This window comes from Microbulbifer sp. JSM ZJ756 (assembly GCF_044383805.1).
In the GTDB taxonomy this organism is placed as follows: Bacteria; Pseudomonadota; Gammaproteobacteria; order Pseudomonadales; family Cellvibrionaceae; genus Microbulbifer; species Microbulbifer zhoushanensis.
Genome location: NZ_JBISER010000001.1, coordinates 548,429 through 574,475 on the forward strand (window position 1 = coordinate 548,429; position 26,047 = coordinate 574,475).

Annotated in this window: 26 protein-coding genes and 2 tRNA genes; 4 read left to right on the top strand and 24 right to left on the bottom strand. The window is 60.7% G+C overall.

Going from position 1 to position 26,047, the window contains the following annotated elements:
• Nucleotides 1–401: 401 nt before the first annotated feature.
• From ACH6CX_RS02355 to ACH6CX_RS02380, 6 genes are all read right to left on the bottom strand, one after another.
• Nucleotides 402–2,039 (bottom strand): class I SAM-dependent methyltransferase, encoded by a 1,638-nt coding sequence (locus ACH6CX_RS02355; protein WP_396674582.1) that lies wholly within the window; start codon nucleotides 2,037–2,039, stop codon nucleotides 402–404.
• A gap of 72 nt (nucleotides 2,040–2,111) precedes the next feature.
• Nucleotides 2,112–2,945 carry a hypothetical protein gene (locus tag ACH6CX_RS02360; RefSeq protein ID WP_237061666.1) on the bottom strand — a complete coding sequence of 278 codons (834 nt, stop codon included), beginning with the start codon at nucleotides 2,943–2,945 and terminating at the stop codon, nucleotides 2,112–2,114.
• 214 nt (nucleotides 2,946–3,159) lie between these two features.
• Entirely contained in the window at nucleotides 3,160–4,035 is an 876-nt protein-coding gene (locus ACH6CX_RS02365; RefSeq protein WP_396674584.1) for an NAD(+) kinase, read from the bottom strand.
• Between the two features lie 212 nt (nucleotides 4,036–4,247).
• Nucleotides 4,248–5,225: a 1-aminocyclopropane-1-carboxylate deaminase/D-cysteine desulfhydrase gene (locus ACH6CX_RS02370; RefSeq protein ID WP_396674586.1), complete on the bottom strand. Its 978-nt coding sequence runs from the start codon at nucleotides 5,223–5,225 to the stop codon at nucleotides 4,248–4,250.
• Between the two features lie 27 nt (nucleotides 5,226–5,252).
• Entirely contained in the window at nucleotides 5,253–6,038 is a 786-nt protein-coding gene (locus ACH6CX_RS02375; protein ID WP_232942822.1) for an RES family NAD+ phosphorylase, read from the bottom strand.
• The gene (locus tag ACH6CX_RS02380) at nucleotides 6,035–6,400 is read right to left on the bottom strand and encodes an MbcA/ParS/Xre antitoxin family protein (protein ID WP_232942823.1); all 366 of its coding nucleotides are present in this window, start codon (nucleotides 6,398–6,400) and stop codon (nucleotides 6,035–6,037) included. Before ACH6CX_RS02380 ends, ACH6CX_RS02375 begins: the two co-directional genes overlap by 4 nt.
• Before the next feature lie 224 nt (nucleotides 6,401–6,624).
• Between ACH6CX_RS02380 and ACH6CX_RS02385 the strand changes: the two genes are divergently transcribed.
• Complete coding sequence (locus tag ACH6CX_RS02385) at nucleotides 6,625–7,605, top strand: zinc-dependent alcohol dehydrogenase family protein (protein WP_237061673.1); 981 nt, start codon at nucleotides 6,625–6,627, stop codon at nucleotides 7,603–7,605.
• Between the two features lie 668 nt (nucleotides 7,606–8,273).
• On the opposite strand, the gene ACH6CX_RS02390 is transcribed toward ACH6CX_RS02385, so the two are convergent.
• The 5 genes from ACH6CX_RS02390 to ACH6CX_RS02410 all read right to left on the bottom strand — a co-directional run bounded on the left by ACH6CX_RS02390 (nucleotide 8,274) and on the right by ACH6CX_RS02410 (nucleotide 12,885).
• Nucleotides 8,274–8,350: transfer RNA gene (locus ACH6CX_RS02390), tRNA-Asp, on the bottom strand.
• A 45-nt stretch (nucleotides 8,351–8,395) separates the two neighbouring features.
• A tRNA-Val gene (locus ACH6CX_RS02395) sits at nucleotides 8,396–8,471 on the bottom strand.
• A 132-nt stretch (nucleotides 8,472–8,603) separates the two neighbouring features.
• A complete protein-coding gene (locus tag ACH6CX_RS02400) occupies nucleotides 8,604–10,976 on the bottom strand; it encodes a DUF6351 family protein (protein WP_396674589.1) in 2,373 nt (790 codons plus the stop codon).
• 317 nt (nucleotides 10,977–11,293) lie between these two features.
• Nucleotides 11,294–11,917 carry an adenylyl-sulfate kinase gene (gene cysC, locus ACH6CX_RS02405; protein WP_232942826.1) on the bottom strand — a complete coding sequence of 208 codons (624 nt, stop codon included), beginning with the start codon at nucleotides 11,915–11,917 and terminating at the stop codon, nucleotides 11,294–11,296.
• A 743-nt stretch (nucleotides 11,918–12,660) separates the two neighbouring features.
• The gene (locus ACH6CX_RS02410) at nucleotides 12,661–12,885 is read right to left on the bottom strand and encodes a hypothetical protein (RefSeq protein ID WP_396674592.1); all 225 of its coding nucleotides are present in this window, start codon (nucleotides 12,883–12,885) and stop codon (nucleotides 12,661–12,663) included.
• 200 nt (nucleotides 12,886–13,085) lie between these two features.
• Between ACH6CX_RS02410 and ACH6CX_RS02415 the strand changes: the two genes are divergently transcribed.
• The 3 genes from ACH6CX_RS02415 to ACH6CX_RS02425 all read left to right on the top strand — a co-directional run bounded on the left by ACH6CX_RS02415 (nucleotide 13,086) and on the right by ACH6CX_RS02425 (nucleotide 13,927).
• Nucleotides 13,086–13,445 (top strand): helix-turn-helix domain-containing protein, encoded by a 360-nt coding sequence (locus tag ACH6CX_RS02415; RefSeq protein WP_396674594.1) that lies wholly within the window; start codon nucleotides 13,086–13,088, stop codon nucleotides 13,443–13,445.
• Nucleotides 13,446–13,486: 41 nt separating this feature from the next.
• The gene (locus ACH6CX_RS02420) at nucleotides 13,487–13,717 is read left to right on the top strand and encodes a helix-turn-helix transcriptional regulator (RefSeq protein ID WP_396674596.1); all 231 of its coding nucleotides are present in this window, start codon (nucleotides 13,487–13,489) and stop codon (nucleotides 13,715–13,717) included.
• An 81-nt stretch (nucleotides 13,718–13,798) separates the two neighbouring features.
• Nucleotides 13,799–13,927: a hypothetical protein gene (locus tag ACH6CX_RS02425; protein ID WP_396674598.1), complete on the top strand. Its 129-nt coding sequence runs from the start codon at nucleotides 13,799–13,801 to the stop codon at nucleotides 13,925–13,927.
• Nucleotides 13,928–13,930: 3 nt separating this feature from the next.
• Here ACH6CX_RS02425 and ACH6CX_RS02430 read toward each other — a convergent pair whose 3' ends face one another.
• From ACH6CX_RS02430 to ACH6CX_RS02490, 13 genes are all read right to left on the bottom strand, one after another.
• Nucleotides 13,931–14,302: a hypothetical protein gene (locus ACH6CX_RS02430; RefSeq protein ID WP_396674600.1), complete on the bottom strand. Its 372-nt coding sequence runs from the start codon at nucleotides 14,300–14,302 to the stop codon at nucleotides 13,931–13,933.
• A gap of 66 nt (nucleotides 14,303–14,368) precedes the next feature.
• Nucleotides 14,369–20,038 carry a carbohydrate binding domain-containing protein gene (locus tag ACH6CX_RS02435; RefSeq protein WP_396674602.1) on the bottom strand — a complete coding sequence of 1,890 codons (5,670 nt, stop codon included), beginning with the start codon at nucleotides 20,036–20,038 and terminating at the stop codon, nucleotides 14,369–14,371.
• The gene (locus tag ACH6CX_RS02440) at nucleotides 20,038–20,436 is read right to left on the bottom strand and encodes a hypothetical protein (RefSeq protein WP_396674604.1); all 399 of its coding nucleotides are present in this window, start codon (nucleotides 20,434–20,436) and stop codon (nucleotides 20,038–20,040) included. The genes ACH6CX_RS02435 and ACH6CX_RS02440 overlap by 1 nt, the downstream gene beginning before the upstream one ends.
• Nucleotides 20,437–20,447: 11 nt before the next feature.
• Nucleotides 20,448–22,535: a phage tail length tape measure family protein gene (locus tag ACH6CX_RS02445; RefSeq protein ID WP_396674606.1), complete on the bottom strand. Its 2,088-nt coding sequence runs from the start codon at nucleotides 22,533–22,535 to the stop codon at nucleotides 20,448–20,450.
• Nucleotides 22,536–22,547: 12 nt separating this feature from the next.
• On the bottom strand, nucleotides 22,548–22,814 hold the full coding sequence (locus ACH6CX_RS02450) for a phage tail assembly protein T (RefSeq protein WP_396674608.1): 267 nt from the start codon (nucleotides 22,812–22,814) through the stop codon (nucleotides 22,548–22,550).
• Nucleotides 22,814–23,251, bottom strand: coding sequence for a hypothetical protein (locus ACH6CX_RS02455; protein ID WP_396674610.1), 438 nt, complete (start codon nucleotides 23,249–23,251; stop codon nucleotides 22,814–22,816). The genes ACH6CX_RS02450 and ACH6CX_RS02455 overlap by 1 nt, the downstream gene beginning before the upstream one ends.
• Nucleotides 23,252–23,253: 2 nt before the next feature.
• Complete coding sequence (locus tag ACH6CX_RS02460; protein ID WP_396674612.1) at nucleotides 23,254–23,667, bottom strand: phage tail tube protein; 414 nt, start codon at nucleotides 23,665–23,667, stop codon at nucleotides 23,254–23,256.
• A 57-nt stretch (nucleotides 23,668–23,724) separates the two neighbouring features.
• A complete protein-coding gene (locus ACH6CX_RS02465) occupies nucleotides 23,725–23,931 on the bottom strand; it encodes a hypothetical protein (RefSeq protein WP_396674614.1) in 207 nt (68 codons plus the stop codon).
• Between the two features lie 15 nt (nucleotides 23,932–23,946).
• Nucleotides 23,947–24,306: a hypothetical protein gene (locus ACH6CX_RS02470; protein ID WP_396674616.1), complete on the bottom strand. Its 360-nt coding sequence runs from the start codon at nucleotides 24,304–24,306 to the stop codon at nucleotides 23,947–23,949.
• Nucleotides 24,303–24,749: an HK97-gp10 family putative phage morphogenesis protein gene (locus ACH6CX_RS02475; RefSeq protein ID WP_396674618.1), complete on the bottom strand. Its 447-nt coding sequence runs from the start codon at nucleotides 24,747–24,749 to the stop codon at nucleotides 24,303–24,305. Before ACH6CX_RS02475 ends, ACH6CX_RS02470 begins: the two co-directional genes overlap by 4 nt.
• A gap of 26 nt (nucleotides 24,750–24,775) precedes the next feature.
• Nucleotides 24,776–25,123 (bottom strand): phage head closure protein, encoded by a 348-nt coding sequence (locus ACH6CX_RS02480; RefSeq protein WP_396674620.1) that lies wholly within the window; start codon nucleotides 25,121–25,123, stop codon nucleotides 24,776–24,778.
• A complete protein-coding gene (locus ACH6CX_RS02485; RefSeq protein ID WP_396674622.1) occupies nucleotides 25,108–25,410 on the bottom strand; it encodes a head-tail connector protein in 303 nt (100 codons plus the stop codon). The genes ACH6CX_RS02480 and ACH6CX_RS02485 overlap by 16 nt, the downstream gene beginning before the upstream one ends.
• Nucleotides 25,407–26,024 carry a hypothetical protein gene (locus ACH6CX_RS02490; RefSeq protein ID WP_396674624.1) on the bottom strand — a complete coding sequence of 206 codons (618 nt, stop codon included), beginning with the start codon at nucleotides 26,022–26,024 and terminating at the stop codon, nucleotides 25,407–25,409. The genes ACH6CX_RS02485 and ACH6CX_RS02490 overlap by 4 nt, the downstream gene beginning before the upstream one ends.
• Nucleotides 26,025–26,047 lie beyond the last annotated feature (23 nt).

Sequence of the window (26,047 nt, forward strand, 5' to 3'; positions counted from 1 at the left end):
ACTCCGTACTTACTTTATATTTATGTCAAATATTCGAACTTTTAATTTAAAGCTATCTTGCCTGATATCGCGCACTGGGTGCCGAGGGACTGCCTGTCACTATTTGCAGGGTGTAGCCTTTATTCATTGAACTATCATCGAGAGGCACTAGAAAAAATTCTGACCAACGCGGTTGGCGTTACAGGAAATCGACAATGTATGCCCAATAACGGCGAATTCTTTATTCTGCTTACTCTTAAAACTACCCAGTAAACCCTTTCAAAACTTGTCCCGAAAATTTGGTAGTCAGTAAGGCCGATATCTATTGAGCTTGATAACTCCAGATTCAAGTAGCCTGTCAAATAGCATTTTGGGTCTATTCTTGCCGGGCATATTTCGTTAAGACAGAATTTCATTAGTCTTTAGCCAATCTCTTCAACCAGAGAATCTAGCAGACTTTGAGGCGACATCGCTCCTTCTCGCTTAATGAAACTTTTAAGTAACTCCTCTGAAAAATCCTCTCGTTCAGATTTTTCTAATAAAAGGTCATTATCAACCGGTATATTGTTAAACCCCGTTACCACAAGTAAGCCTGTGGGGAATACATCTACCTTCCGGATGGTTAAATCGGGACGGTATTTTTCCAACAGCGCAGGCAGCTTCCAGACATCACCGGTCCACCCTCTCGTTTGCCTCTCTCGCTCTGCTTGAGCGGCATGACCTGGGAATATGTCATCTATTACCACGACGGTATTTGCCGCCGCGTAGCGCTCCACATTGATAAAGTCTCTTAGAACATATTCAAATAAGTGCATTCCATCAATAAACACCAAATCTGGTGACTGCGTTAAATACTGACCTGCATGGAGCCTAAAAAAGTCATCACTGCTCATTCGAAGCAAATGATGATTGTCTTGAAGAGGAATGTTTGGGCGGGGCATTGGATCGATGCCAATAGCTTTACACTCGGCCAAGAGCAAGCTCTTTCCAGTCTGTACTCCAACTTCAACATACAAGCTTGGCTTGAGCTGTTGATGAATTTGTGTTAACAGCTGGTGCTTATCGCCTTGACCAGACAATCGTTCCTTCTCTTCAGAAGCAAGGGGAAAGCTATCCTGTAATCTATAAGCTTCATCAAGGCGATCATAATATACTTGCGGCATGGACTCCTGCATCACACCAGCCAAGGATTGCCAATGCCGAATTGCATCATCATAGCGACTTTCCTGATGAGCCCGCTCGGCGAGGCGGATCAAAATCTCAGTGTCTAATGATTCCAGGCTATTGGTTGGCTCGGATTGATCTCCGAATTTCTTCAGCTCCTCAACTAAAAGGTTGAGACGGATCTGAATCTCTCGGTTTTCCTTTACCAACCGTTTATTGACAGACTTTACCTCTTCTATGCTCTTTTCCAGTAAGTGATTGTCACTCTTCAGCGACTTGACTTCTTGCGCAGTTCGATTGAGCCTCAACCTCCATTGCGTCAAGTAAGGCTTTACATCAGTAATTCTTTGACTGTCAAAGCATTGGCCGCGGAGTAGTTCCAGAAGTTCTCCAGCATTACATGAATTTTCATACGTCACACTCCGGTTAAAGGTGAGACGGATTTCCGAAAAATGGTCTAGGACCCGATTCTCCATAAGACCAGAGATAATCGCACTTTCAGCACCAGGCGCCTGAATCACTAGAAGGTTGCCTTTTCCTCCAAGATCTAAGTCCACGAGGAAATCGGAAACTGATTTGTTTTCAACGGGAAATAATTCTTGCAACCGTAGTCCAGGAAGAACATGGGATATATCAACTGCAGGGTAAATACTATTAACAGCAGAAAAGTTATAAGTAGCCAGCTTATTCAGTTTATTTTCATCAGTCACGGCATACTCTAAAACTCTTACACGAGAGTCAACCTGCGTCCGTATCCGCAGGTATTCTGCCATCGAGGGATTAGGCTCCACCAAGAGAATATCATGAGCATCCGATGCCAGATAGCAATGTAGCTCCTCCCCGCTGCCTGCACCAATGTGAATTATTTTGTCTATCCCGACTGGAACTTCTTGCATAGTAAATGCTTCACTTATACTTATCATCTAAATGGCAGAAAATAGGGGTAAGACTATATCACCCAATGCTGGCTAGGGTTTTTTACTTCCAGAAAGAGTTCTCTTTATTACCCTGGCCGGGCCCATAATTCTCCATGACGTGCTATACCTTATCTGCTCTACCTTATCCTTCGCACGCTTACTCTCGCTTCTCAGCTTTTTATTTTCAGCCAGAGCACTTTCAAGCTTGGCGGTTAAGCTTTTGTTGCTCAGAAAATAATTCTCTAAATGCTCCTGAACTCGGTGTAGTTGTTCCAGTAAAAGACTATTCTCTTTCTCAAGTGGTCGACGAGCTCTATGCTCCTCGCACAGACTAAAGATATCCACATCTGGAACAACATAGGAATTTTCCGACAATGGCAAAGTGCAAGCCTGAAGTTCAGGAATCATTCGTGACAGCTCATCAGTTTGAGCCAGTAATTGGTTGGCTAGCAGTTGGTACATTGGGGGGGCTTCCAATGTATCAGGGATGATTCTCTTTTCGGGACTTTCCGGGGTGAGCTGAAAGTGCTTAATCACACTTGTCATAAAACGCTTTGGGTTCTGAAGAATTGCCTCAACTTCCAGCAGCAAAGAGCGTTCCCGATTGTTCAGATAAAAATCAATTAAACAATTTGCTGAGGCTTTCCATTGTTCAAGGGTCTCCATCGGGTCTCTCTCAAGACTCATCGCATTCGCAACAATGATCTCTGGACGCGAATGCAACAATAGATATTTATCTGAAGTAGCTTCAGCAGGACTATGCTTGCCGCACTTATACCATTCTTCAGCTTCCAGTGGCTCCACCCTACTCCAGCCCAAGCTTTCCAGCAGTGGGGCGATCCGCTTCCAATTGGTCCCAGGCATAGCGCCTACAATCAAAGCCATTCTAACGAACTCCCAGGTCTTTAATGTATATCGTTGTTATTGAAGTGATTTTCACCGATTTTGATATCTGACTTGCATCTAAGCCAGCAATACACGGCATCACCTTTTTTTTAAAATTCTGTTGTTTCATAAGCCGATAAGAATTTCGCCGCCGAAAACTTCTGTTTCTAACTTTTTAGATTCATTTGACCCAATTTGTTTGACGCACACCACATTAAGCTCCTGATTGCCAATTCAATTTTGAGCGGCATGTTTCATAAAAATTGTGATCAATCGGATGTATTAATGTCAGTCGGTGGGGCTTCTTATGTATCCGCACCACATCCCCTGGCTGGGTAATCACCTGATCGTGCCCATCACAAGTCACATGCGGCCTTGCCACATTGTGTTCTCCCACGATGATTTTGAACTCACTGCTCCCCTCAACCACGATGGGACGGCTGCTCAGCGTGTGCGGGTTCAATGGGACAAGCACGATGGCATCAAGTTTCGGATGCATGATGGGGCCACCCCCCGAGAGGGCGTAGGCTGTTGATCCTGTCGGTGTGGAGATGATCAGGCCATCAGATCGTTGGGTGTATACAAATTGACCATCGATAAAGAGGTCAAATTCGATCATCCGGATAAATTCGCCCGGGTGGATCACCACATCGTTGAGTGCAGAACCCTTGCCCACTGGCTTGCCATCGCGTGTCACTGACATATCCAGCAGGAAACGGCTTTCCGCCATGTATTTGCCAGACAGGACTTCGCCAACCTTGGATTCGATTTCATCGGGGGTGATGTCTGTTAGGAAACCCAGGCGACCACGGTTTATTCCCAGGAGGGGAACACTGAATTTGGCCAATGCACGGGCGGCTGCGAGTAGGCTACCATCACCACCTACAACGATCACAAGATCGCAGAGTTCACCAAGTTTATCCTTGGAGGAAATGCGGGTGCCTTTAGCAGCTACCGCCTTGGCGGTCTCCTGCTCGAGTACCACTGCGTAGCCCTCCCGCTGCAGGAACGCCATCAGGCGCTTGAGCGAGAGAACCGCACTATCGCTCTCTGTCCGGCCGATTAGCCCGATATTCTTGAATTCCGACACCGCTCCCCCATGGTGCCCGGAGACGGGCCCAGCGATTTGGTTCTTTCCCAGGTTAACTGTTTGTTTTCTAATCAAAGGGCGTCCACTCCGCCCCGAAAAGCGATAGGCGATTATGCCTGAGCTTTGGGTGTGAGTCGAACCAAGTCCCGGCAGTCAGGTGGGCGCGAGAGCCGGGATTTTCCAGAACGACAAACCATATAGCCGCTCATTTTTTAGCCAATGCAAAGCCCCCGGCGACCTTGCAGGCCGCCGGTATGGAGCAGCAGTATGCGACAGTGCGGAGCGAGGTTACCGGCGTCAATTTCTTTGCTCAGCGCATAGGCCAGCTTGGCCGTATAAACAGGTTCCAGCGGGATTCTGGTTACTCTTTCAAAGTGCTGCTGGAAATCCGTTAGTTCGTCAGTCTGTCGGGCATATCCGCCACAGTGGTATCCGTTAAGCACCTCCGGGGTCCGACGGCAGCGGGCGTCTGCCAGCCAGGTGGACACCTCTTTCCGAATGCCACTTTCAGCCTTGAGTACAGGAATGCCCACTACTTTTGCCGTACCGAGGCCTGCCTGCAGCCCCGCGAGTGACACCCCCGTCCCACACGCTAGCCACACCTGGTCAAAATCTACGGGAGAGCTCTCGTTGATCACCTCACCCAACATGCGGAGGCCCATCAGCCCTTCCATATTCGCTCCACCTTCGGGGATGAAGTGTCCCCGGCGGGTCTGGAGATCCAGGCTGGCCAAGAAATCGCCAGCAGCTCGCTTTTTGTAATGAGCCCGGGAAACGAAATAGAGCTCCATACCAAACCGCTCGGCATCCCGAAGCGTTGCGCTGAATCGGGCTGGACGGTGCCCACGGATAATTCCCAGGGTCTTGAAGCCGAAGCGCTGCCCTGCTGCCGCGGTCGCATGTATATGATTTGACCAGGCGCCACCGCAAGTAATGATGGTATCCAGCCCCTGATCCCGCATCCGCTGTATGTTGTAGAGCAGCTTGTAGGCCTTGTTACCCGAAACCAGGGGATCCAGCAGGTCGTCACGCCGCATCCACACCTCTATACCCGGGAAGAGTCCCCCTTGCAGCCGCTGGTATGGAATCTGGCGAGCGACGCCGCGGATATAGTCCGGGTCAAAGCGGGTCAGGTAACGCGGGAGCATGGCTGGGCCTCGAGAGAAAGTTCCTTTGCCGGCCTGGAGCAAGAACGCACCAGGCCTGGCGGGCGCGGGTCAGGCCGGCTGTGGCAGGCGGCCGCCGACCCGGAAAGCAGTGGCGGGAAAGCGATGGGTAACGGTGCCGTCACCCAGCTTGAGTAGGAAGGCGACCCCATCAGCACCGGTTTCCGCCGTAACCTCCGCCTCTTGCATCGGCGCCCGCCGCAGCAGGACCTCCGGGGAGAACAGCGCCACATTGACGCCCTCACTGTCAGTGGGCGGAAATGGCGAGATGCCAGCCTGGCGGGCCCGGGCGGAGGGAGCTTCAATGCCGACAATTCCCGATGCCCGCATACGCGCCCCCAGTTGCTGGCAGAAGCTGTAATTCACCGGGTCGGCAATCCTGTCCCAGTGCGACTCCCAGTCCGGTGCCTGCAGGCGCACCCCGGGATCGGCGGCATAGCGGGCGGAGAAAATACTATGGTAACTGGTGATCGGCACCGCTGGCGGGATTTCCATGTCATTGAAGAACAGCTGGCGATAATAGGCGGATTCCGCCAGTACGGTGGGAATGGTCTTGCTGCCATAAAAAATGCCGTTCTCCGCAGTGCTGCCGAAACGGGATCCCCAGGGCAGTGGTGGATAGCGGAAAGGCGTGGCCAGCAGGTAATGGAGTTGTTCTGTGCCGGGCAGGCGCTTGGGCTTACTGCGCTCGAGCAGGTTTTCCAGGGCCTCCTGCTTCTGCAGGCTGTCCACCAGGCTGCGGGTAGCGACATCCTCCTGTGACTCCACCATCCGGAAAAGCCTGCCCATCAGTCGCTGGCGGCTGTTGTCGATCAGCTGGCCCAGCCCGTCGCTCATACCTTGCCCCGCATGGCATCGAGGTAATTGACCACCCGCACCAGGCCCTCAATCTGGACAACCATTTCCCGCGGGGTGCCATTGAGTGACTTGTTGGGGGTATCGAACCAGTGCCGGGCCCCTTCCGCGCCGCCCATTAATACAAAGGCCGCTCGATAGGCCCGCACCAGCAACAGGGCCAGCTGGCCCGGGGCACTGTCCGGGGCCAGGCCGGATTTTCGCCTCAGGGTACGCTCATCCATATGGATGATGTCGGCCAGCTCGCGCTTGCGCAGGCCCAGGTAGGATGCGGTATTCAGCAGGGCCTCCAGCAATACCTCGTCTTCTGCCGGCTGCGGCTCCAGGGAAGGCATTGACGCCATATCCACCCCTCCGTTTTGGTCTGGACATATGACCAAATTTATCCGCTTTTCGGCCATTTGGCAACCCTGGCAAGGATCCACGGCACCGCCCTGACCTGACGCTTATCAAGCTGCGTGATAAGGCGCCATCAATGATTAAAAGTGGTCACGGCAAAAACAGATCGACTAAATTGCGGTCCATGGTTCTAACGGAAGCCAGAGACCCGAAACAGGAGGAGCAACAGATGCTCAAAGCAGAATACCAGTCCCGCGGCCCGGTACCGCAGGAAGTCATCGAAGCAGTCGAATGTGAAACACCCGAACTGAAGGAAGGCGAGGTGCTCCTGGAGCTCCTGGCTTCTCCCATCAACCCTTCCGACGTCCTGACCCTCACCGGTGATTACGGCATGCTGCCGCCCCTCCCCGCTGTCGGCGGCAACGAGGGGGTCGCCCGGGTGGTCGAACACGGGCCAGGCGTCAGCGCGCCAGAAATCGGGCAGACAGTACTGCTCCCGGTAGGCATCGGTACCTGGCGCACCCATTTCACGGTTCCGGCAGACAAGTTGCTTCCCCTCCCCAATGAGGCAGACCCGCTGCAGCTGTCGATGATTTCCATCAATCCGCCGACGGCCTCACTGATGCTCAGCGAGTTCGTGGATTTGCAGCCAGGTGACTGGGTAATCCAGAACGCAGCCAACTCCGGTGTGGGAAACTACCTGATCCAGCTGGCGCATATCCGCGGGTTCAAGACGGTCAACATTGTCCGCCGGGAATCCCTGGTGGAGCCTCTCAAGGCACAGGGCGCCGATGTGGTGCTGGTAGACGGTGACGACCTGCCTGCCCGGGTCAAGGAAGCGACTGGCGGGGCGGATATCAAACTGGGGATCGATGCCGTGGGCGATACCGCCACTGGCCGTATCGCCGATTGCCTGGCTGAAGGTGGAACCCTGGTCAATTACGGCATGATGAGCGGCAAACCGTGCAAGATCTCCCCCACCGCGCTGATCTTCAAGGGGGTTTCCATGCGCGGTTTCTGGCTGGCCCGGTGGTTCGAGGAGGCATCTACCCAGGACCAGCAGAGGGTCTACGGCGAACTGACAAAGCTGATTATTGGCGGAAAACTGAAAGCGCCAATCGACAGCACATTCAGCGTGAAAGATATCAAGGATGCTGTTGCGATGGCGGCGCAAGGTGGGCGAGAAGGTAAGGTGCTGGTAACCGCGTGACGAGAGGGATGCTGGCCCGCTTGTCTTCGCTCGCGGGGCAGCTGACTCTAGATAAAGGTACTCGTCAACCCAGGGAGGTCGGCATCCTTGGCAGTAGCAGCTGGGTTCCGGCCTGCGCCGGAACGACGGGATAGAAGGTCACGGACTTGCATCTGAGGCGGGCGTCGCCTCTCCGCCCCGGCGTCCCAGACTGTTCCAGACAGTTTTGCCATGGCGATCAGCGATACACAAAAAAACCTCGCCTGGGTTGATCTTTCCGTGCCAACTGGAACAACTGTGGCGGGACTGACTCGGGCCATCCATGGCCCTCGCCCTGCGGGCGCCTTTCGGCGTCCAAAATTGCTCCAGGCAATTTAGTGACTCGGGCTATTCATGGCCCTCGCCCTGCGGGCGCCTTCGGCGCCCAAAATTGCTCCTGGCGATTTTGTCGAACGGGGGCTCTGTCACGACGATCAGCCATATACGAAAAAGGCCCACACTTTCGAAGAACGCCCCTGCCAACTGAAACTCCAGTTGCGGGACTGACTCGGGCCATCCATGGCCCTCGCCCTGCGGGCGCCTTCGGCGTCCAAAATTGCTCCTGGCAATTTTGTCGAACGGGGGCTCTGTCACGACGATCAGCCATATACGAAAAAGGCCCACACTTTCGTGTGGGCCTTTTTCGTATATGGCGGACCGGACGGGACTCGAACCCGCGACCTCCGGCGTGACAGGCCGGCATTCTAACCAACTGAACTACCGGTCCGCGGTAGGCGCATCTCTCAATTTTTGCAAGCTGCTGCCAGAGAGATGGTGGGTGGTACAGGGGTCGAACCTGTGACCTACGGCTTGTAAGGCCGTCGCTCTCCCAACTGAGCTAACCACCCGTATTGCTCCGGGCTGTGCCTCTCGAGCGACGCGAATCATACCCGATTGGGCTGCCCTGTCAACAAATTCCGCGCCACAATTTGCATCTTTTTCCTTTCATTTCCGGCACTTGGGGTATACCAGTGCCGGCCTCAATCGCTGTTACTGGCCGGCAGGGCCACCGGCTCGGGGGTGACAGGGTCCGGGGCGTCTTCTTTGTCCCCGGCAAAGCGCTGGATTGGCTGCCGGTAGTCCGGCAGGATCATGTGGCCCGCGATCGACACCGGGGTCCGGCCGGGTATCAGCTGTTCTTCGGGGCGGGCCAGGTCTGGCGCACTGTAGTCACACACCCCGGATGGGAACACCCGCTCCAGGTCCTGCAACCGCTCGGCGACGGATTCGGTTGCCCCACCGTATACCCCCCGCTCAACCGCTGCCGCAACGGGCTGAAGGCGACACTTGAATACATCATCCGTCATCGGGCCACCAGCCATCTGGCGCGGAGTGCTATGAATCGGGTATTTCCGCATGCAGGCACCTGCCGGGCGGCCGTTCCATTCCCCGTCCCAGACACCCTCCCCCGCCGCAATCACATTGCCCTGGCTATCGAAACACTGGTCGCTGGCATCCACCGGGCGGTTTGCGGCAACCCCGAGTTGCGGGCTGTCGATGATGTTCTGCATCCACCGGTCTATGGTATCCAGGGCTTCATCCAGCGGCGTATAGTCCTTGTGGCTGGTCCAGATCAGCTGGTTATCCGCATGGCCGCGGGCCCGCCGGATGCGCTCCCGCGCAGAAAAGGAGGCCACACTGTGATGCATGTCCAGGTCGTCATCCAGGTAGTGACGCAGGTCGATAATAGGGATTTCCACATCACCCAGGAAAACATGGCCGGACCGGTAAATACCCTCGATTGCCGCCGTGCTGGCGCGGGATCGCGGCGCAGGATTATCCAGGCTACCCAGGTTCATGTTGTGTTCGCTCCAGACGGAGAGCTCCATCGGGAACACGCGCCCATTCAGGAACCACAGCTTCTCCCCGCCCTGGTTTTCAGGGGCCTTCCAGCCACCCACCGTGGCGTTCATCCGCAGGAAGGTGTCCATCGACAGGTCACCAGACCGCAATGCCTCCAATCCGTACTGGACGCCCTCGTTGTCCCAGGCGCTGTTGGCATAACCGGTTTCATCGGCACCATAGAATGCCCGCAGGTCCTCCCAGTGGGACCAGTGTGTTTGCTCCGCGACATCATCCGCATAGCTCTTGATGAAGTGCACGAAATTGGGGTTGTTAACCAGCGGCACCAGCCCCCGCCAGCCCTGGGTGCACTCGGTGGTGCCATCCCGCCCGGTGCGGTATCTCCCATCGAACAATGCGGCCGCTGTCTCCAGTACGTGGAAACGACTGGTGACCTCCCGGCTGGCCGGCAGCCCCTGCACCAGTGAACGCTCCGTGACCTGTCTCCAGCGGGGATTCTCCGCATCCACCACATCAAAAAAGTACTCCAGTGGCTCGCAATCGAATACGTAAATTGTCTGGCTGACCATATCCGGGTAGGAGTAAAGCGGCAGCGCCGCATCGATCAGCCCCGGGGCGTTCTGGGCAAAGAGATACTGCTGGATCGCACCACCAGAACCACCAACACCGACCGTATACAGCGGCTTTCCATATAGCGCGACAAACTGCTGCTTGAGACGGCGGGCCACATCCTCTGCGAGCCAGATGTTGTAGTGATTACTGGTCTGGTTACCGGACGAATAGACAATGGCGTAGCCGCGCGCCAACTGGTCGGCCCGGCGACTGACAATGTCCCCCTTGCTGATATCCCCCTGGCGCCGGCCAACCCCAACGCCACCACGAAACTGGTAGATCAGCCGTCGATTCCAGTTGGCAGGGTTGGGCTTGCCGGCAGTTTCACCCTCCCCCCTCAATGCGGCGATGGCATAGAAAAAACGATTGATGGTCCCGGTCTCGAGCCGCACGACAAAATCGACCGAGCGCCCGTTGACCGTCACCTGGTCGATGTCTCCGTTCGCCGCCTCAAGCGGGTGGAAATCGCCGTCTTCCGTGCTCCGATAATAATAGGTAACCTGTGTGGGGTGACTGCAGTCCCTGCTGTAGCCGATCACTTCATCTGTCCGCTTGCCCTCCTCGTCCAGGGCAAATACAGGAACCCCCTCCCGGTCATGGTTATCCACTAAAGGCTGGCGGTTGGTCACGTTGTTTATGCCGCAGTAGAAGGGATAGGTCGAAGGCCCGGAAAACAGCGTCTCAACGGGTCCTATCTCGCCAATGCTGATCGGGAAGGGAAAGTACTCGGGCGGTCGCTCTGTCGTGCGGGGGTGCGGTCCGGAATATGCCGGTGTGGGGGCATGCTCGAGTGCGCCATCCGGCACTCCCACGACCGGGGCCGGGGGTGTATCGGGAATATGCGGGAGGCGATCGATAAAAAACCATCCGCCAGCCGCCACTGCAACCAGCAGCGCGAGCCCTACCCCAGAGAGAATCCTTGCTCTCCGTCCCTGCATAATCGCCTCCGCTCAGCGAACTTCCTTTTGGTACAGCATGAGTATAAGAAGGGAAAACCCGACCATCCGGACAGATGGCGTTCCCATCAACGACAGTGCGGAGAGAGACGAACGGGGGGCGCAACAACAATTACCTACGACGAGAGAGCCGACACCCGGTTTGGAACCATGGCTGGGAAACCGGCAACAGGGTTATTGCTGGCTACGCAGGAAATGGGAAAGGATATTCTGGGAACAGCTGGGGGCGGATAGCTGGGATTTCGAAGAATTAACCGGGCTGGTCCTTTATGGGAGGCCAGCCCGGCGCGCGATCATCTTCAGACGATGATCCCGCGCTCCTGCAGGTTCTTGATGATGGCGTCAACTTCCTGCTCCAGGGTCATCTCGGCCGTGCGCAGGTGCAGCTCCGGGGCCTCAGGCGCCTCGTAGGGATCGTCGATGCCGGTAAAGCCCTTGATCTCACCCGCCCGGGCCTTTTTGTACAGGCCTTTGGGGTCGCGGGATTCCGCTTCCTCCAGCGGGCAATCAACGAATACCTCCAGGTACTCCAGGTCATTTTCCTCGTGGATACGGCGCACCATATCCCGATCCTGGCGATAGGGGCTGATGAAGCTGCTGAGCACAACCACACCGCTGTCGGCGAACAGGCGGGAAATCTCACCCACCCGGCGAATGTTCTCGGCGCGATCTTCCGCCGAAAAGCCCAGGTTGGAGTTGATCCCGAGGCGGATGTTGTCCCCGTCCAGGCGATAGCTCAGGACACCGCGGGCGGCCAGGGCCTTCTCCAGCGCCACTGCCACGGTACTCTTGCCGGAACCGGACAGTCCGGTGAACCACAGGGTCACACCCTTGTGGCCAAGAATGCTTGCGCGGTCCTGACGATTCACCTCGCCATGATGCCAGTGTACGTTGGTTGCTTTAGGCTCTGCAGATACCGTCACCAAAATGTCCCCTGTTCCCGTTAAACAAAACCCCCGCAAACGCGCGAGGGTATTAGATTCGAGTTCGCGGACCACCAGTCACTGCGGCCCTTCCAATATGATCATTATCCTGTATCCCGCCGGCTGGCGCAAAAGTTACCGCCATCGATTTCGGCATATACAAAAAAGCCCCGCTTATAAGCGGGGCTTTCTCGCGCCTCCGGGAGGGGGCAAAATATGGGGTGGCCGACGGGGATCGAACCCGCGACCTCAGGAGCCACAAGCAGGCAGACAACCCTTTAATATCAATGGGTTAGCTGATCTGGTGTGGTAATATGGACTTCTCACGCCTCCTCTTTAGCCCGCTTGGGCTCTAGCCCTTTAGATTTTTACCACACCGCGTAGCTGTATGGATAAACAGTATCTGGCGAGCTAGAATAGTCGCCCTGAAACGGCGTGGCGGGCAGCAATGAAAGGCAGGAATATATTGATCGACGGGGAGCCTGTGTACCTGAGGCGCTGGCGCTACCAGGACGGCACTCCGGCATATGAGATACAACTACTCAATTATCAACACTACACCAGGGCCTACTCGGTGCCGGCCACAGCCAATCTGCGCAGGGAAATTACCACGCGCCTGGCTTTATTCCGGGGCATGGACAGCAATCAAAGGTGGCACGACCAGCAGCGTAATAAATGGAAGAAAGAGAACGGGCGAGACAAAGAATGAACTTGCCCGCTCACGAGCGCAGAGCGCCCGCGCTTCAGAAATTCGCCACCCCGCCAAGATGATGCGTTTGAGCACAATCGGGCACAACGCACTGCTGCTGCCGGATATAAACCAGACCATCTGCAATCGCGTTGATCTCTTCACGGATGGCGGCGGTCACGGCGTTCCGTGCTCGTTCGTCCTCCCATTGCGATACCACATCCAGTCCTCGCTGGAGATCCAGAACAGTGCGCATCTGCTGTATCTGCACGTTTAGCATTATTGTTCTCCAATTTCACCAACCCTTAGTAATTTGTATCGACTACTGCCCCAAGAGCGAACTAAACACTCAACAGTCCTTAATTTACCCCTCTCGTACTATTTTGTTAGATCTAACGCCAAATATTTTCGATTTTCGCAACACGAATTTTTAGTCACTTTCTAAATTAGAAATTATGACACTCGATTACAGGCTGTTTTGTGAGCAAATTACTGGCTGGTGAGATTGCCGAAAGGCTGCGTAGAGCAAGAACAGCACGAGAGTTGAGCGGTGCGGAGGTGGGGCGTCGCCTTGGCGGCCTGACGCCATCCCAAATTTCCAAGATGGAGACCGGCAAGCAGACCATACCCTGCGAGCTGCTTCCTGCGTGGTGCGAGGTTGTGGGTACCACTCTGGCGGAAGTCTACGGCGCCGAACAGCGGCACCACTTTGCCCAGGTACCCTTCTCCCCCCATGTGGCCCGCCTGTATTCCCAACTGCCGACTCAATGGCAACTACACATACAGAGAGCCGTTCAGAGCCTCTTCCAACTTTACAAGAAGGACAAATCACGCAGTTAAACTACGTGTTGCTTTCCGACCCCGGGCCATAGGCTCGCGGCATGGAAAGGAAATTAAAACGACAATTCGGTCAGCGACTGGCGGAGCTCCGCCGCGGAAAGGGCATGAGCCAAGAGGACCTGGCCTTCCTGCTGGACGTCAGCACCGAGACCGTGAGCCACATAGAGCGTGGCATTCATGGACCCCGCTTCGACCTCCTCGAGGACATCGCCCGGACTCTGGGCGTACATGTTCGAGAGCTTTTCGATTTCGACGACCTCGCTAAAACCTGAGACACAGGAAGACCCGCTCAACTAGCCCCTGCCAGCGCCAGCACCAGGCCGCCAAACAGCCAGCCGCGCAGCGCCTCGGCCTTGTCCCACAGCCATTTGTCCGTCGGCGGCAGCGGCCTGGACCAGCTGGCGGCGCAGCTGGGCGACTGGCAGCAGGGGCTGGCCCGCGCCCGCCAGCAGCAGCGCCGCGGCGCCGCGCTGTTCAACTAGGGATTATTCGCCGATGGCCACCCGGCGCTGCGCGGTCTGTTGCACCCAGTCCGCGCGCCAGTTGCCCTTGCTGACCTCCTTGTCGACCGTGCCCGCGGCGATGGCATCAATCATTAGCGAATGAATCTCCGCCTTGGTGCGCCAGGCCACCCCGGCGGCGTTGGTGCGCTCGTTGTTGTCCACATCCACGAAGGTGCCCACGTGCTTGAAATTGAGCTGGTCGGCCGTGCCGTCATCGTCCAGGTCAATTTCCAGCTCGGTCTGGGTGATGCGCACGATGTCGCCGCTGAAAATACCGCTAGTGAGCTGGTAAAAGAACTCGTCCGGCCCGGCGTTGTTCACCGTCGCCGCGATATACTCGATCATGTTGCTCATTGTCTCGTCCTGCTTTCCCTGAAATAAAAGTGCACCGCGGCCGACCTCTCCCTGGCCGCGGCGGGGTTATGGCTTGTAGTAGCCGTTGTGGGTGGCGATGGTGTGGGCGGCGCCGACGCCGGCGAAGAACATTCGGTCGCCCAGGTCAGGCTTCAGCACCCGGCGCCGGCCCAGGGGCTGCAGGCTCGACACCGTGGACAGGGTGGCCACCCCGTCGCGCAGGGTGTACACCGGCTGGCCCAGCATGTCCGGCGTGCGCGCCTGGGTGCCGTCGGGCAGATCCATCGGGGTCGACTTTGATTGCCACACTTCTGCGCCCTCAGTGGTCTGCAGCGCATAGCACTCTGCCACCCCCTGGCCCATCGCCAGCAGCGGATAGAGGCCGCGCGCGCCGGTGGCCACGTCGATGCACTCCACCAGGTCGCCGGGCTGCAGGTGGCGCAGGTAGCGGCCGTCCGGCAGCAGCGTGTCATAGTCGACGCACAGGTCGGGGTTGGGTTCGCTGGTGCTGCCGCCGCCGTCGCTGGGCGTGGTGATGATGCCCACCAGCCGCCGCGCCTTGTTGGCCTTGGTGTTGCTCAGGACCTGGCTGCCGCCGTAGATCACTGAACCGCCATTAAAGCCCTCGTCATCGCAGTAGACAAAAACCTTCTTGTTGAAGCCCCAGCCGGTCAGGCTGCCGGCGTTGTAGTTCACCGTGTAGCCGCCAAACTGCACGGTGTGCGCGGCGATGTCGATGGTGCAGGTGCTGCCCACGTCCGACGCCGTCAACACCGAGCTGGTGTTCACCGCCGCCACCTCGCTCATCACCATGGGAATATTGCGCTGATCAATAATGCGCTGGTTTTCGTCGATGGTGCCCAGCACCCGGGTGGTGCCCACGTGGCCATCGGCCCAGGCGCTGGGCTCGGTCTGCCCCGGGTGGGCGCGGCCCATAAAGCAGCGGGTGGCAAACAGCCAGGAATTGGCCTCCCCGGCGTTGGTGCCGTTCTTGTTCAGGCCGAACCGCACGTAGTACGCATTGGATGGCGCCTGCCCCATGTACACGCTGCGCTGCGCCTCGTCCGGGGTGAGGCTGGAGCCCTGGGCGGTAACCGGGCTGCCCGTGTGCTGGCTGATAAAGGCGCCGTTGGCGTCGTACCAGTTAATGATGACAAAGCAGGTGCAGCGGTGGGCGCTGATGTAGGCGCTAAATTCGTAATACTGCCCGCCCAGCACCGGGGTCTGCTCGTCCACATACCAGCGGGACCAGGTGTCCACGCTGCCCTGCTGGTTGATGTAGATGGTGCCCGGCGCCCAGCCCCAGCTTTCGCTTTGCCCCCGGATGCCTTTGTTGACCGGGTCGGTCATGCTGCCGCTCTGGGTGTAGTACCAGTGCTCGGTGCCCATGCGGAAGCTGGAGTTCTCCAGCTGGTTGCTGCCCACGCCCACCAGCAGGTTGCTGCCGTCGGCGCCGCGGGTGGCGTCCAGGTCGCCGGTGTAGTCGATGTCCTCGGGGCTCGACGGCCCCTGCAGCGACCAGGCGCTGGGCGTGGCCACCTTGCCCACCTGCTCCTCCACCATCAGCGCGTCAAACCACATAGTCGCGCCGGCGTCGTTGCAGTCGGCGCGCAGGATGCCGCGCGTGGTGCCGGCCGGGGCGGTGAACACGAACCACACCCGTTCCCACACGTTGGTGGTGCCGCCGGTGGTGAAGCCGGTGATGTGCGCGGTGGCGGCGGGGTCGTTGGTTTTAACGGTCAGATTGCCGGTGCGGCTGGCTTGGTCACAGCGCACATAGCCGGACACGATATAACTGCGCCCGGCCTCCAGCGGGATGTTGTAGCTGGTGCCGGTGGGGGCAAACCAGGCGTAATGGTCCGCGCTGGTGGCGGCCAGCTTGAGGCTGGCGCCGCCCTGGTAGCTGGTCACCTTGTCGATCACCGCGCTGCCGCGGCTGGTGGTCACGTTGAAGTGGTCGGTAATGCTGCCGCCCATATGCACACCAATGCCGGCATACTTGCCCGGCATCAGGTTCACGCCCTTGCCCGCCTGCTTGATGCCCTGCGCGGCGCGCTCGGCGATCTCGCCAAGCAGCGCCTGGCGCGCATCGTACACCGCCTGCCAGGTGTCATCCCAGGTGGTGCGGTTGATCGGGGTGGCCTGGGTGGCGTCGTCCCAGACCGGCGCCAGGCCGCCCAGGTAACTGGTTAGCGCGTCGTCGGCACTGGTGTAGGCGTCGCGCTCGGCGGTGATGCCGTAGTCGTTGGCCTGCGCCACGATGCCGGCGCGCTCCTGGGACAGCTGCGCGCGCTCGCGGATGGCCTGCAGCTTCTCGCTGGGGTGCAGCACGCCGTCGGCGCTGATGTCCTGCAGGTCCGCCAGCGCGTCGATGGCATCGGCGGCGGCGTCGTCGGCGGCCGCCTGCGCGGCGTCGGCGCGGCTGGTGTTCTCGCTGTTGATCCGGTTGAGCAGCGTGCGCAGCGCGTCGTACACGTCCTGCCACTGGGTGTTCCACTGGTTGCGGTCCACGCTGGTGGTGGTGCCCACCAGGTCCCACGGGTTGGGCCCCAGCGCATCCAGGTACACGCCCAGCGCCGCCAGTGTGTTCTGGAAGGCGGTTTTTTCGGTGGTGATGCCCAGCGCGGTGGCGTCGGCCACCACCCCCGGTTCCTGCAGCTGCAGGATGCTGAATTCGCGGATTACCTGCTTTTTCTCGGCGCTGTGCAGCTTGCCGTCGGCGCCGATGTCCTGCAGCTCCGCCTCGGCGGCGGCGATGTCGTCCAGCGCCTGCTGCAGCTCGGGGTCCAGCGCCGGGTCCTCGGCGTCCGGGTAGGGGCTGCGGCTCTTGGGCACGAATGCCACCCGGGCCGCTGCCGGGCCCAGGCAGCCGCCGTCCTTGCCGGCCAGGCCGGGGCTGGCGGGGCTGGCGCCGTAGCAGGCGCGGATGCGGCCGCTGTTCAGCACCGGCAGCGGGTTCTGGGTGCCATCCACCAGCAGCACCACGCCGCCGGGCGCGCCGCCGCCGCCGCTGCCGCCGCCGATGTTGTGCGGGGCCACCTGGGTGCCGGGACTGCCGTCGGCGCCGCTGCTGTCGATATAGCCCGACGTGCCGAAGGCGATGCCCCGCGCCACCACCACCAGCCCCGCGCCGCCGTCTCCGCCGGCACCGCCCAGCCCGGCGATCTCGTAGCTAGCGTCGCCCTGCAGGTAGTAGTAGGACGCGCCGCCGTCGGCGCCGCCGGACCCGCGCAGGTCGGCCGGCATTCCGGTGAGCGCGCCGGCGTCGTTGTCGATGGCCAGCGGCGGAAGCACCGCGTTGCGCCCGATCACCCGCTCGCCCCGGCTGCCGCCGTAGCTGGTATTGCCGCCGACCACGCGCCCGTCGCCGCCGTAGCTGCTGCCGATAAAGCCGCCGGCGGTATTGGTGGGCGTGCCGATAATGGCGCCGTCCACCTGCAGTACGCCCATCACCCGCAGCTCCACGTTGTCGCTGATGGTCAGGGTGCGCCCGGCCGGGATGGTCAGGTCGCCCAGGTAATAGAACACGGTGCGCGAAGCGGCGGCCCCCGCCAGGCTGCCGTCGGCGGTCAGGAAGCCGCTGGCGTCGACACTCAGGCCGGCGGCGGTCAGCTCGGTGCCGGCGCCGCTGTACCAGCCGTCCGGCAGTTCCGCGCTGCTGCTGACGCTGGCGTCCTGGTCGGGGATATAGCCCGCCGGCTGGTAGCTGCCGAACAGGTCCACCGACACCCGCCCGGAAACCTGGTTGATACGCACCCGCTGCACTTCCATGGCGCGGTCCAGGCTGTATTCATCCAGGTTCAGGTCGGGCAGCAGGCGGATGTAGTCCACGTCGAAAGACCAGTCGGCCACCCAGTTACTGCCGACGTCCAGGCGCAAAAACTCGATAATCTCGCCGGTCCAGTCGATCTCTCCGCTCAGGTCCACAACAATTTCATGCCAGGCATTGACCGGCAGCGCATTCAGCGCGCCCACCTCGCTGTCAAGATTCACACTGTGGTAGGTGCTGGTGGCGGCGTCGCGCCAGTAAAAAGTGCGGCCCGGCGGGATGGGCTCGGCGCTGGTGCGGCGCAGTCGAATCCTGATATAGGGCAGGTCCGCACCGGTGAACTGTTCGGCGGCAGACAGGGTCCGCCGGATATGCGGGTCTTGCGCGGTATGGGTCACCGCCAGCACGCCGCCGCCCACGGACAGGGTGCCATCCTTGACGGCCCAGCCCTCACTGTCGCCGGCGGTCTGGAAATTCCAGTGCAGCGGCTTGTCGCCGGTAATCGAGTGGTCGCGGATGCTGGGCAGCGCCACCCGCAGCACGTCCCCCACCTCCAGGTCGTTCATGCTGGGCACCAGGTCCAGCGGCAGCCTAAGCGGCGGGCCGGCGTAGCGGTCGCGCAGGGCGTCGAACGTGTGCTTGAGGGTGGTATAGGTGTGGCGGCTGTTGTGCAGGCCGCGAAATTTCAGGTTCAGCGGCTTGGCCGGGTCGTGCAGGGCGATGCTGTCGGCGTCGACAAAATTGGTGGTGCGCAGGAACCTGGGGTCAAATCCCGGCTGTTCGTACCAGCTCCACTGGATGCCGAACACGTTGCGCACCCCGGCCAGGTCAAAGTCCAGCGGCTCGGCGCGCACCACGTCGTTGCTGGTGATGGTGCCCACGGTGCCGGCGCTGGCCAGCACGCCGGCCATGCGCCGGAAGCCCAGCTGGCCGGCGGCATTGACCGGCATAAACGCGCCCAGCAGCAGGTTGATCTCTTGCTCGATGAATTTCTTGCCGTCGGTCTTTTCCAGGCCGTCAAAGCGCAGGATCTTGCCCTTGCTGTAGTCGCCGGGCTGGAACCAGTCGGCGCCCACGTTCTCGAACTGGTCCAGCTGTACCAGTGCCGGGTCGATCCCCAGGTGCCAGTTGTCCGGCAGTATGTCGCTGGTGCCGGGAATAAAGCCGGTCAGCAGGCTGTAGGCCAGCGCCGGGCCCGGGCCCTCCAGGTAGATATATTCCTCCACCTCGATGCCGCGCTCGGCATTGTTCTCGGTGGGCACGGTGTGGTCGCGCTCCAGGGTGCCGAACAGCCCCCGGGTGACGCCGGTAAAATTGGTGCCGTCCTTGCCGGTGGCGCGCACGATCTCGTAGCCGTCCTGGTACTTGATGCGCAGGTAATAGACCGACTGCCCGGGCGCGTCGCCATAGGCGGCGGTGTGGGGGTTGGGCTGGAACGCGCCGGTATCGAACACCGGCAGGGTGGCGGCGCCCTTGGGGAAGTCGGCGCGCAGGCGGGTGACGCGGGGTACAAACAGGTCCTTGCGCATCTCCCGCTGCACGTCGCGGCAGCGCACCCGGTACAGGCCGGTATCGTAGCTGATGGACTCCTCGGCCACCTGGGTCTGCTCCAGCCGGAACTCGGCCCAGTCCATGCCCCTGTAGCCCCGGTACAGTCGCACGGTCTTGCCCTTGAAGCCGCTGCCGTTTTCCAGCTCGTCGCGCAGCACATAGGACAGCTGGCCCCGGTGGTCGATGGCGGCAAAACTGAGCGAACCGATCTCGGCGCGGCCCTGGTCGGGGATCAGCCGCTGGCTGGTGCTGCTGGTCTGCTGCAGGCACCCCAGCACGGCGTTGGCCGGCAGGCTGGGGATGTCGGCATGGCTCGACAGGTACAGCGGCAGGTCAAAGCCCACCTCGATTACCAGCCGCAGCTCCTTGGCCGGCGCCTGGTTGTAGCGGTCGAAGGTGTCGGAATTCTGGCGCATCAGGTGACGAACTCAACAATGGTGAAGCTGAACACGAATATCCGCCCGGCCTTGCGTTGCGGCTGCTTGAAGGAACCAAATTTCAGCTGCACCTGGCGGGGATCGTCGGGGCTGGCGGCAGTGCCCAGCCCATCGAAGGTGAAGAACTCGCCCGCGGCCACGCTGGCGGCAAAGGCGTGCCACTTTTTCAGGGTCGGCCCGTCGAGCCGCATGGGTACGGTCTGGCACTTGTACTCGCGCACCAGCCGGAACAGCGTGGTCTCGGTGTTGCCGCCCAGCGCCATATGCTGCCGGCCCTCGGGCTGCGGCTCGCCGCCCTGGTAACTCTTCAGTTTGCCGGCCAGCACGCCGTCGCCGGCATCCGCCACCAGGCGGGTCGGGGTGAATTCGATATGCATGGGGGATCCTGTTAGCCGGCCAGCTCTTGCGCCTGGCGGGAGTTGTTGGAAAACAGCACCACGTCCTGTTCTTCCATCAGCCGCTGCATTTCCTGCACGACCCGCTCGGCGTTATCGCCATTGATGTCACCGGCAATGGTGAGGTTCACCACGGTGCCGGGCTGCTGGTACTCCCGCTCTTCGTCGGGACCGATGGACGGCGACGGGGTGCTGCCACTCAGGCCGCTGTCGCCCACGCTGGGCACACTGCCACCGCCGCCACCGCCACCACCGAAGGCACTGGCCAGCGCGGTCGCGCCAATCAGGCCGGCAGAGGTGTAGCCCAGCGCACGGATCACCTTCGAGTAGGGCAGGCCCGCCACCGGCCCCAGGCCGATGGGCGGCGGGGCCAGCGCGGCAATGGCCGCCATCTCGGTGTTCACCACGGTCTGCGCCACGGCGAAAGCCTTCTGGGCCAGGAACATGACCTTGTACAGCGCGGACTGCTTGCCGGCATATTGCGCCGCGGCATCACTCAGCTGCGCGAACACGCCCTGGGCGTTGGCCAGCATGAAGCGGTCCATCTGCACCTGCGTGCGCGCCCGCATCTCGGCGTTTCGCACCTGCACACTGGTCATCTCTTCCTGCAGCCGCCGCTCCGCCTCCAGCTGGCGCTGGTTGCGCTCCTCGAGCCGGCGCTGGTGCTCCTCCACCTCGGCCTGGTAGCGTTCGTGCTCCCGCGCCTTGTACTCGTCCTTCAGGAATTCGATGGCGTCGTAACCGCGCCGGCGCAACTCCTGCTCGGACAGCTGCAGGTTCTCGATCTGCCGCAGCCGCTCCTCGTGCTCGAGCTTGAGCTTGCCTTTCTTGTCGGCCAGGAACTGGTCCAGCTGCACCAGCTGCGCGGCCCCGGCTTCCTGCTGGCGCGTGAGCTCGGCTGCGGCGCGATCACGCTGGGCCTGCGCACGGGCTGCCGCAGCGGCCTCTTCTGCCTTCACCACCTCCTGGTGCTCTTTCTTCTGCGCATCGATGCGCGCGTCCTGCAGTGCCTGCAGCTGGGTGCGGTATTCCTGCACCTTCTTGCGCTGGATCTGGATCTGTACCTGCACACCATCCGCTTCGGCCTCGGCCAGTTGCTGCTGGTGGTACACATACTGCTGGTGCAGCTCCCGGTACTGGCGCTCCTGCTGCTCCAGGTCGGTGGGCGCCACACCGCGGCGCAGGTTCTCGACAAACTTGGCCAGCAGGCCCACGCCCTGGGAGGCCTCGTCGGTCTTGCTGATCTGCTCCAGGAATTCCTGCCAGTTCTGGCGCAGCGTATCCACCTGCCCCGACAGGCCACCGGCCTCTGCGGTACCGGCACCGCCCACCTGTGCCGACAGCTTGGCCAGGATCATGCGCTGCGCGTCGGCCACCCGACCGGCGTCCTCCATCACCTTGATCTGCTCTTTCTCGGCCTCGGTGAAGCTGACACCGGCGCGGCGCAGCGCGGTGAGCCCGGTGCTGGGTTCCTCCAGCGCCTTGCCCAGCTGCAGCGCAGCGCTCTTGGCACTGCCACCCATCACTGCGGCCAGGTCCTGCGACAGGCGGATGGCCTGGTCGAAGCTCTCCTCCTGCACGCTCTTGAAGGTCACCAGCACCGCCTGCGCGTCACGGATACCGGAAACGCTGGCCAGGGTATTGCGGGCCACGGAGCGCGCCTGCTGGTCCAGCTGCGCGGCGGTGCGCCCGCTGGCGTTGTTGGTGGCCCGCAGCAGCCCCTCGATCTTGAGTTGCTGGCGCTCCATCTCCTCGCCAGCGCGGATGCCCTTGTACATCACCGCCGTCACCCCGGCGATGGCCACACCGAGACCGGCCCAGGCCAGGCTGCCACCGGTCACCAGGCCGTTGACCGCACCCAGGCGACCCGCCACGCCACCCAGGGGGCCGTCGATGGCCACCACACCCTGCGCGGCACCGCGCATGCTGCGCGCAAAACCGTCGTTGGCGGCCTTGCCGGTGCGCAGGTCCTTGCTGAACTTGCGCGTGCGCACACGGGCCTGGTCCATCTCCTTGCGGAAGCTGGCGGAGTTCATCTCCAGGTTCGCAACGAGCGTGGCAATAGTCGCTTTCTTGGCCATGGGGTCTCTCGGTCAGGCTATCGATTTCCAGATGGCAATCTGCTGCTGTACGGATTGGGATTTTCTATAACCCGGGATAAAGTCCGACAGCTTGCCGCCACAGGTACCCGCCGCGATCTGGGCCAGCTGCAGCTGCTGGGCGTCGCCGCGCAGGGGCCGTTCGTGGTGGTAGTCGTACCAGTGGTCGAGCTCGGTACTGCTCATGGAGCGCAGCATGTTGAAGTAGTCGGGGCGGTTGAAGTCACGGGCCAGCTGCCGGGCGAAGATAAAGCCCGGCACTAGCCTTTTTTTTCGGCGCCCTCGCTGCCTTCGGCCCCGTCGCCGTTGCCTTTCTCTTTGTCATTCCCGGCCGGGGGCTCCACGTACAGGCCCGACAGCTTGGCGGCCGGCACGTACAGCTCGTCTATTTGCTCCGGCGGCACGCACTCGCGCAGCTCCCGGTGCAGGTCCTCGAGGGATTCCTCGCGGCCGGGCTTCAGCGCGTAGGCCACCAGCAGCAGCTTGCTGCTCACATCCTCGCGGTGCAGCGCCCACATCTGCCCCAGGTTGTCGAACTCAACCTCGGCCACCTCGCCCTCTTTCGGCGCGGCGATGTGGCCGGTGGTCTTTTCCAGGAACTCGCAGCGGTCGTAGGCGCTGAGCTCGTACAGCTCGAAGTGGAAGCCCGAAAACTCGACGGGCTCCTGCTTAAGCAGCGGTTTATCAAACAGGCTCATGTTCAGGGTCCCGGGGTAACGGTGGGCTTGCCGGAAATCTTGAATTTCACGGTACGGGTGATTTTGTCGTCCCGCGGCACCGACTGGCCCCAGCCGGTGATGTGGCCGATGAACTCGACCTCGGTGCCCTCGGGGTAAATCACCTTGTAATAGGCGTTGGCGTCGCTCTCCAGGTCGGCCGCCAGCGCCTGCTGGCCGGTATCACCCTCGTTCCAGATCAGGGTGATGGACACCTCGCCGGCATCGCGCAAGCCGGCCGGGTCGTAATCCATGTAGCCGCTGGTGCCGTCAATCGGGGTCACGTCGGAAGAACCCCGGGAGACCTCGTTCGGCTCGATTTCCAGCATGCCGGCCACCTGGGTGTAGGCCAGGCCGTCGTCGCTGCGGTGAAACTGGGTCTTGTAACCTTGTCCCATGATCGTGCTCTCTGTTGGTTGCTAGTTAACGGTTGAACTCTTTGGCCTGCGCGGCGCTCAGTCGTCGCTCGCGCCGGCCTCGGCCAGTGCCTGCCGCGTGTCAGCGCTCGCGGTAACCGGGCGCGCCTTGAGCGTGCCGATCAACTGGTTGGCCTCGCCGATATCCAGCGTCGGCCGTGTGCCTACCTTCGCCGGTCGCCCGGCGGCCATGCACGGTGCGATGATCTCGACCTGCTTCCTGTTGTTGGTGGCTTTCTTGCCCATGGCTCACGCTCCGGATCAGTAATAAATGGTGATGTCGTAGCTGACGCGGTACCGCCGCGTCTCCTCGTCGAGTTCGTCGAAGTTCTTTTCCGCCTCCACCAGGCCCACTGCCTGGCCATAGAAATCGCCCGCAAAGCCATGGATGGCCTCAACGGATTGGGCCAGCGTCTTGGCCGCCTCGTAGGTTTCACCCCAGCTATCCACCTGAATGCGGGCGAATCGCGCATAGCCGCTGCCATCGATACCCAGCGGCCGGCGCGACGACACCGGCGTGTATACCAGTGCCGGCAGCGCGTCGCCCTTGCGCAGCAGCAGCGGGCGCACCGTGGCCGCCGGCAGCGACTGCAGCCAGCTGGTGAGGTTGGTTTCGATCATTTCTTTACTTTCGTCAGCTCGGTGGAGAACTCCCGCACCAGGTCGCCGATCACGCTTTCAGCGCGGTTCTCCAGCGCCGGGCGGATGAACGGGTCGGCGCTCTGCCTGGCGTTGCCGTATTCCTGCGCGATGGCTTTCTGGTTGGTTTTGCTAAATTCTTTTTTGTTGGCGCCACGGCCGCTGGATTTCTTCAGCGGGCCCACGGTGATGCGCGCCACGCGGCCGCTGGAGCGGCCCTTGGCAGTGGAGGCCTGCATGCCGATGCTGTCTTTCAGCTGCCCGGTATCGGCCCGGGCGCCCGCGCGCATGGCCTCCTCCACCGGTTTCATGGCCTTGCGCCCGGCACGGCGCAGCACCGCGGCACCGGTCTTGGCCTCCAGGCCCAGCAGGGCGCTGTTCATCTTGGCCAGGCCATCGATGTTGAACTTGAAGCTGTCCGCCATTGCTCCGCCCTCTTGTGCTTTGCGGCCTATTGTTCGCTGGACCGCGCCACGGCGGTGAGTTCCAGGTACCGGTCGCGCCCACCCAGCTTGCGCGGCGGCGAGATATCCAGCACCTGGCCGTCGTACACCGCGCGCATCCGGCTGGTGATGGCACGGCTGGCGCTGGAGCTGCGGATGCGGATGGTGTACTGCGCGCGGCTGAGCTCCTGCCCCTCGGCGATACGCTCGTCGGCACCGGCCGGCAGCACCTGCGCGCGGCAGCCGAGATATTCGGTCCAGCTGCGCACCGGCTCACCGAATTCGTTGTCAACCTCGGCGAACTGCTCGAACGAGACCCAATCGCGCAGGCGACCGATCTTTATACCCTTAACCATCGGTAGGGATTCCACAGCATGCGCGTCGGCGTGGGCAGGGCCTGCAGGCCTTCGCGGTTTTCGTACAGGGCGGCCACCAGTACGGCGGCGCCCAGCTGGATGGCCTCGGTGACCTCGAGCGCGTTCTCGGGCGCGGCACTCAGGTCTGCGCCCTCGGCGTAAAGCACCCGGCCGGTGTAGTCGTTGAACTGCTGCTCGGCCGCCTCGCACAGCGATGTGAGGTACACATCGTCATCGCCGTGCTCGACGATCAGGTGCTTCTTTACCAGCGCCAGGTCGAGGATCACTGGGGCTCGCCCCCGGCGGCGTCGGTGTCGGCCTGGTCAGCGGTTTCGGTAGCGGCTGCGCCCGCTTCCGCCTCGGCCGTCTTTTCGACCGGTTTAGTGGCTTCCGCGAGCTGCTGTTCCAGGGCGACTTTCTCTTCTTCAAGACGGGCCACCTCCGCTTGCAGTTCGCCGCGCTCCTTCTTGAGGCTTTCCACCGCCTCCTGGAGGTTGTCCACCTCTTCCTCGAGCGCCGTGATGGTGCCGGCCTGCTCCGAGACGGTTTCACCCAGGGAGGCGATCTGCCCCACCTGCTGGGTGCTGGCGGCCCGCAGCGCGGCGTTCTTTTCCAGCGCCGCGTTCAGCTCCTTGCCCTCGGGATGCACGGTGGGCAGTTCCATCTGCAGCTGCGCCCGGGCCTCCTCTGCGGCCTTCTCTTCGGCCTCGACAATATGCGCAGGCTTTTCCGGCGGCTCCTGCTTGTTCTTGCCCTTGGCATTTTTCAGCGCGGCCAGGTCGCCGTTGATCAGGGCCCAGGCCTCGTCGTTGCCCACCTCGATCTCGTCGCCGGCGGCCAGGCTGGTGCTGGTGGTGACCATGCTGGTGAGCAGCACCAGCTTGAATTTCTTCTGTGACATCGGGTTTTCTCCGCGTTACGCGA

What these genes read in the sequence shown, in the direction of transcription:
- ACH6CX_RS02355 (WP_396674582.1), bottom strand. Translation starts at nt 2,039, where the DNA reads ATGCAAGAAGTTCCAGTCGGGATAGACAAAATAATTCACATTGGTGCA.
- ACH6CX_RS02360 (WP_237061666.1), bottom strand. Translation starts at nt 2,945, where the DNA reads ATGGCTTTGATTGTAGGCGCTATGCCTGGGACCAATTGGAAGCGGATC.
- ACH6CX_RS02375 (WP_232942822.1), bottom strand. Translation starts at nt 6,038, where the DNA reads ATGAGCGACGGGCTGGGCCAGCTGATCGACAACAGCCGCCAGCGACTG.
- ACH6CX_RS02380 (WP_232942823.1), bottom strand. Translation starts at nt 6,400, where the DNA reads ATGGCGTCAATGCCTTCCCTGGAGCCGCAGCCGGCAGAAGACGAGGTA.
- ACH6CX_RS02385 (WP_237061673.1), top strand. Translation starts at nt 6,625, where the DNA reads ATGCTCAAAGCAGAATACCAGTCCCGCGGCCCGGTACCGCAGGAAGTC.
- ACH6CX_RS02400 (WP_396674589.1), bottom strand. Translation starts at nt 10,976, where the DNA reads ATGCAGGGACGGAGAGCAAGGATTCTCTCTGGGGTAGGGCTCGCGCTG.
- ACH6CX_RS02410 (WP_396674592.1), bottom strand. Translation starts at nt 12,885, where the DNA reads ATGCTAAACGTGCAGATACAGCAGATGCGCACTGTTCTGGATCTCCAG.
- ACH6CX_RS02420 (WP_396674596.1), top strand. Translation starts at nt 13,487, where the DNA reads ATGGAAAGGAAATTAAAACGACAATTCGGTCAGCGACTGGCGGAGCTC.
- ACH6CX_RS02430 (WP_396674600.1), bottom strand. Translation starts at nt 14,302, where the DNA reads ATGAGCAACATGATCGAGTATATCGCGGCGACGGTGAACAACGCCGGG.
- ACH6CX_RS02435 (WP_396674602.1), bottom strand. Translation starts at nt 20,038, where the DNA reads ATGCGCCAGAATTCCGACACCTTCGACCGCTACAACCAGGCGCCGGCC.
- ACH6CX_RS02440 (WP_396674604.1), bottom strand. Translation starts at nt 20,436, where the DNA reads ATGCATATCGAATTCACCCCGACCCGCCTGGTGGCGGATGCCGGCGAC.
- ACH6CX_RS02445 (WP_396674606.1), bottom strand. Translation starts at nt 22,535, where the DNA reads ATGGCCAAGAAAGCGACTATTGCCACGCTCGTTGCGAACCTGGAGATG.
- ACH6CX_RS02455 (WP_396674610.1), bottom strand. Translation starts at nt 23,251, where the DNA reads ATGAGCCTGTTTGATAAACCGCTGCTTAAGCAGGAGCCCGTCGAGTTT.
- ACH6CX_RS02460 (WP_396674612.1), bottom strand. Translation starts at nt 23,667, where the DNA reads ATGGGACAAGGTTACAAGACCCAGTTTCACCGCAGCGACGACGGCCTG.
- ACH6CX_RS02465 (WP_396674614.1), bottom strand. Translation starts at nt 23,931, where the DNA reads ATGGGCAAGAAAGCCACCAACAACAGGAAGCAGGTCGAGATCATCGCA.
- ACH6CX_RS02470 (WP_396674616.1), bottom strand. Translation starts at nt 24,306, where the DNA reads ATGATCGAAACCAACCTCACCAGCTGGCTGCAGTCGCTGCCGGCGGCC.
- ACH6CX_RS02475 (WP_396674618.1), bottom strand. Translation starts at nt 24,749, where the DNA reads ATGGCGGACAGCTTCAAGTTCAACATCGATGGCCTGGCCAAGATGAAC.
- ACH6CX_RS02480 (WP_396674620.1), bottom strand. Translation starts at nt 25,123, where the DNA reads ATGGTTAAGGGTATAAAGATCGGTCGCCTGCGCGATTGGGTCTCGTTC.
- ACH6CX_RS02490 (WP_396674624.1), bottom strand. Translation starts at nt 26,024, where the DNA reads ATGTCACAGAAGAAATTCAAGCTGGTGCTGCTCACCAGCATGGTCACC.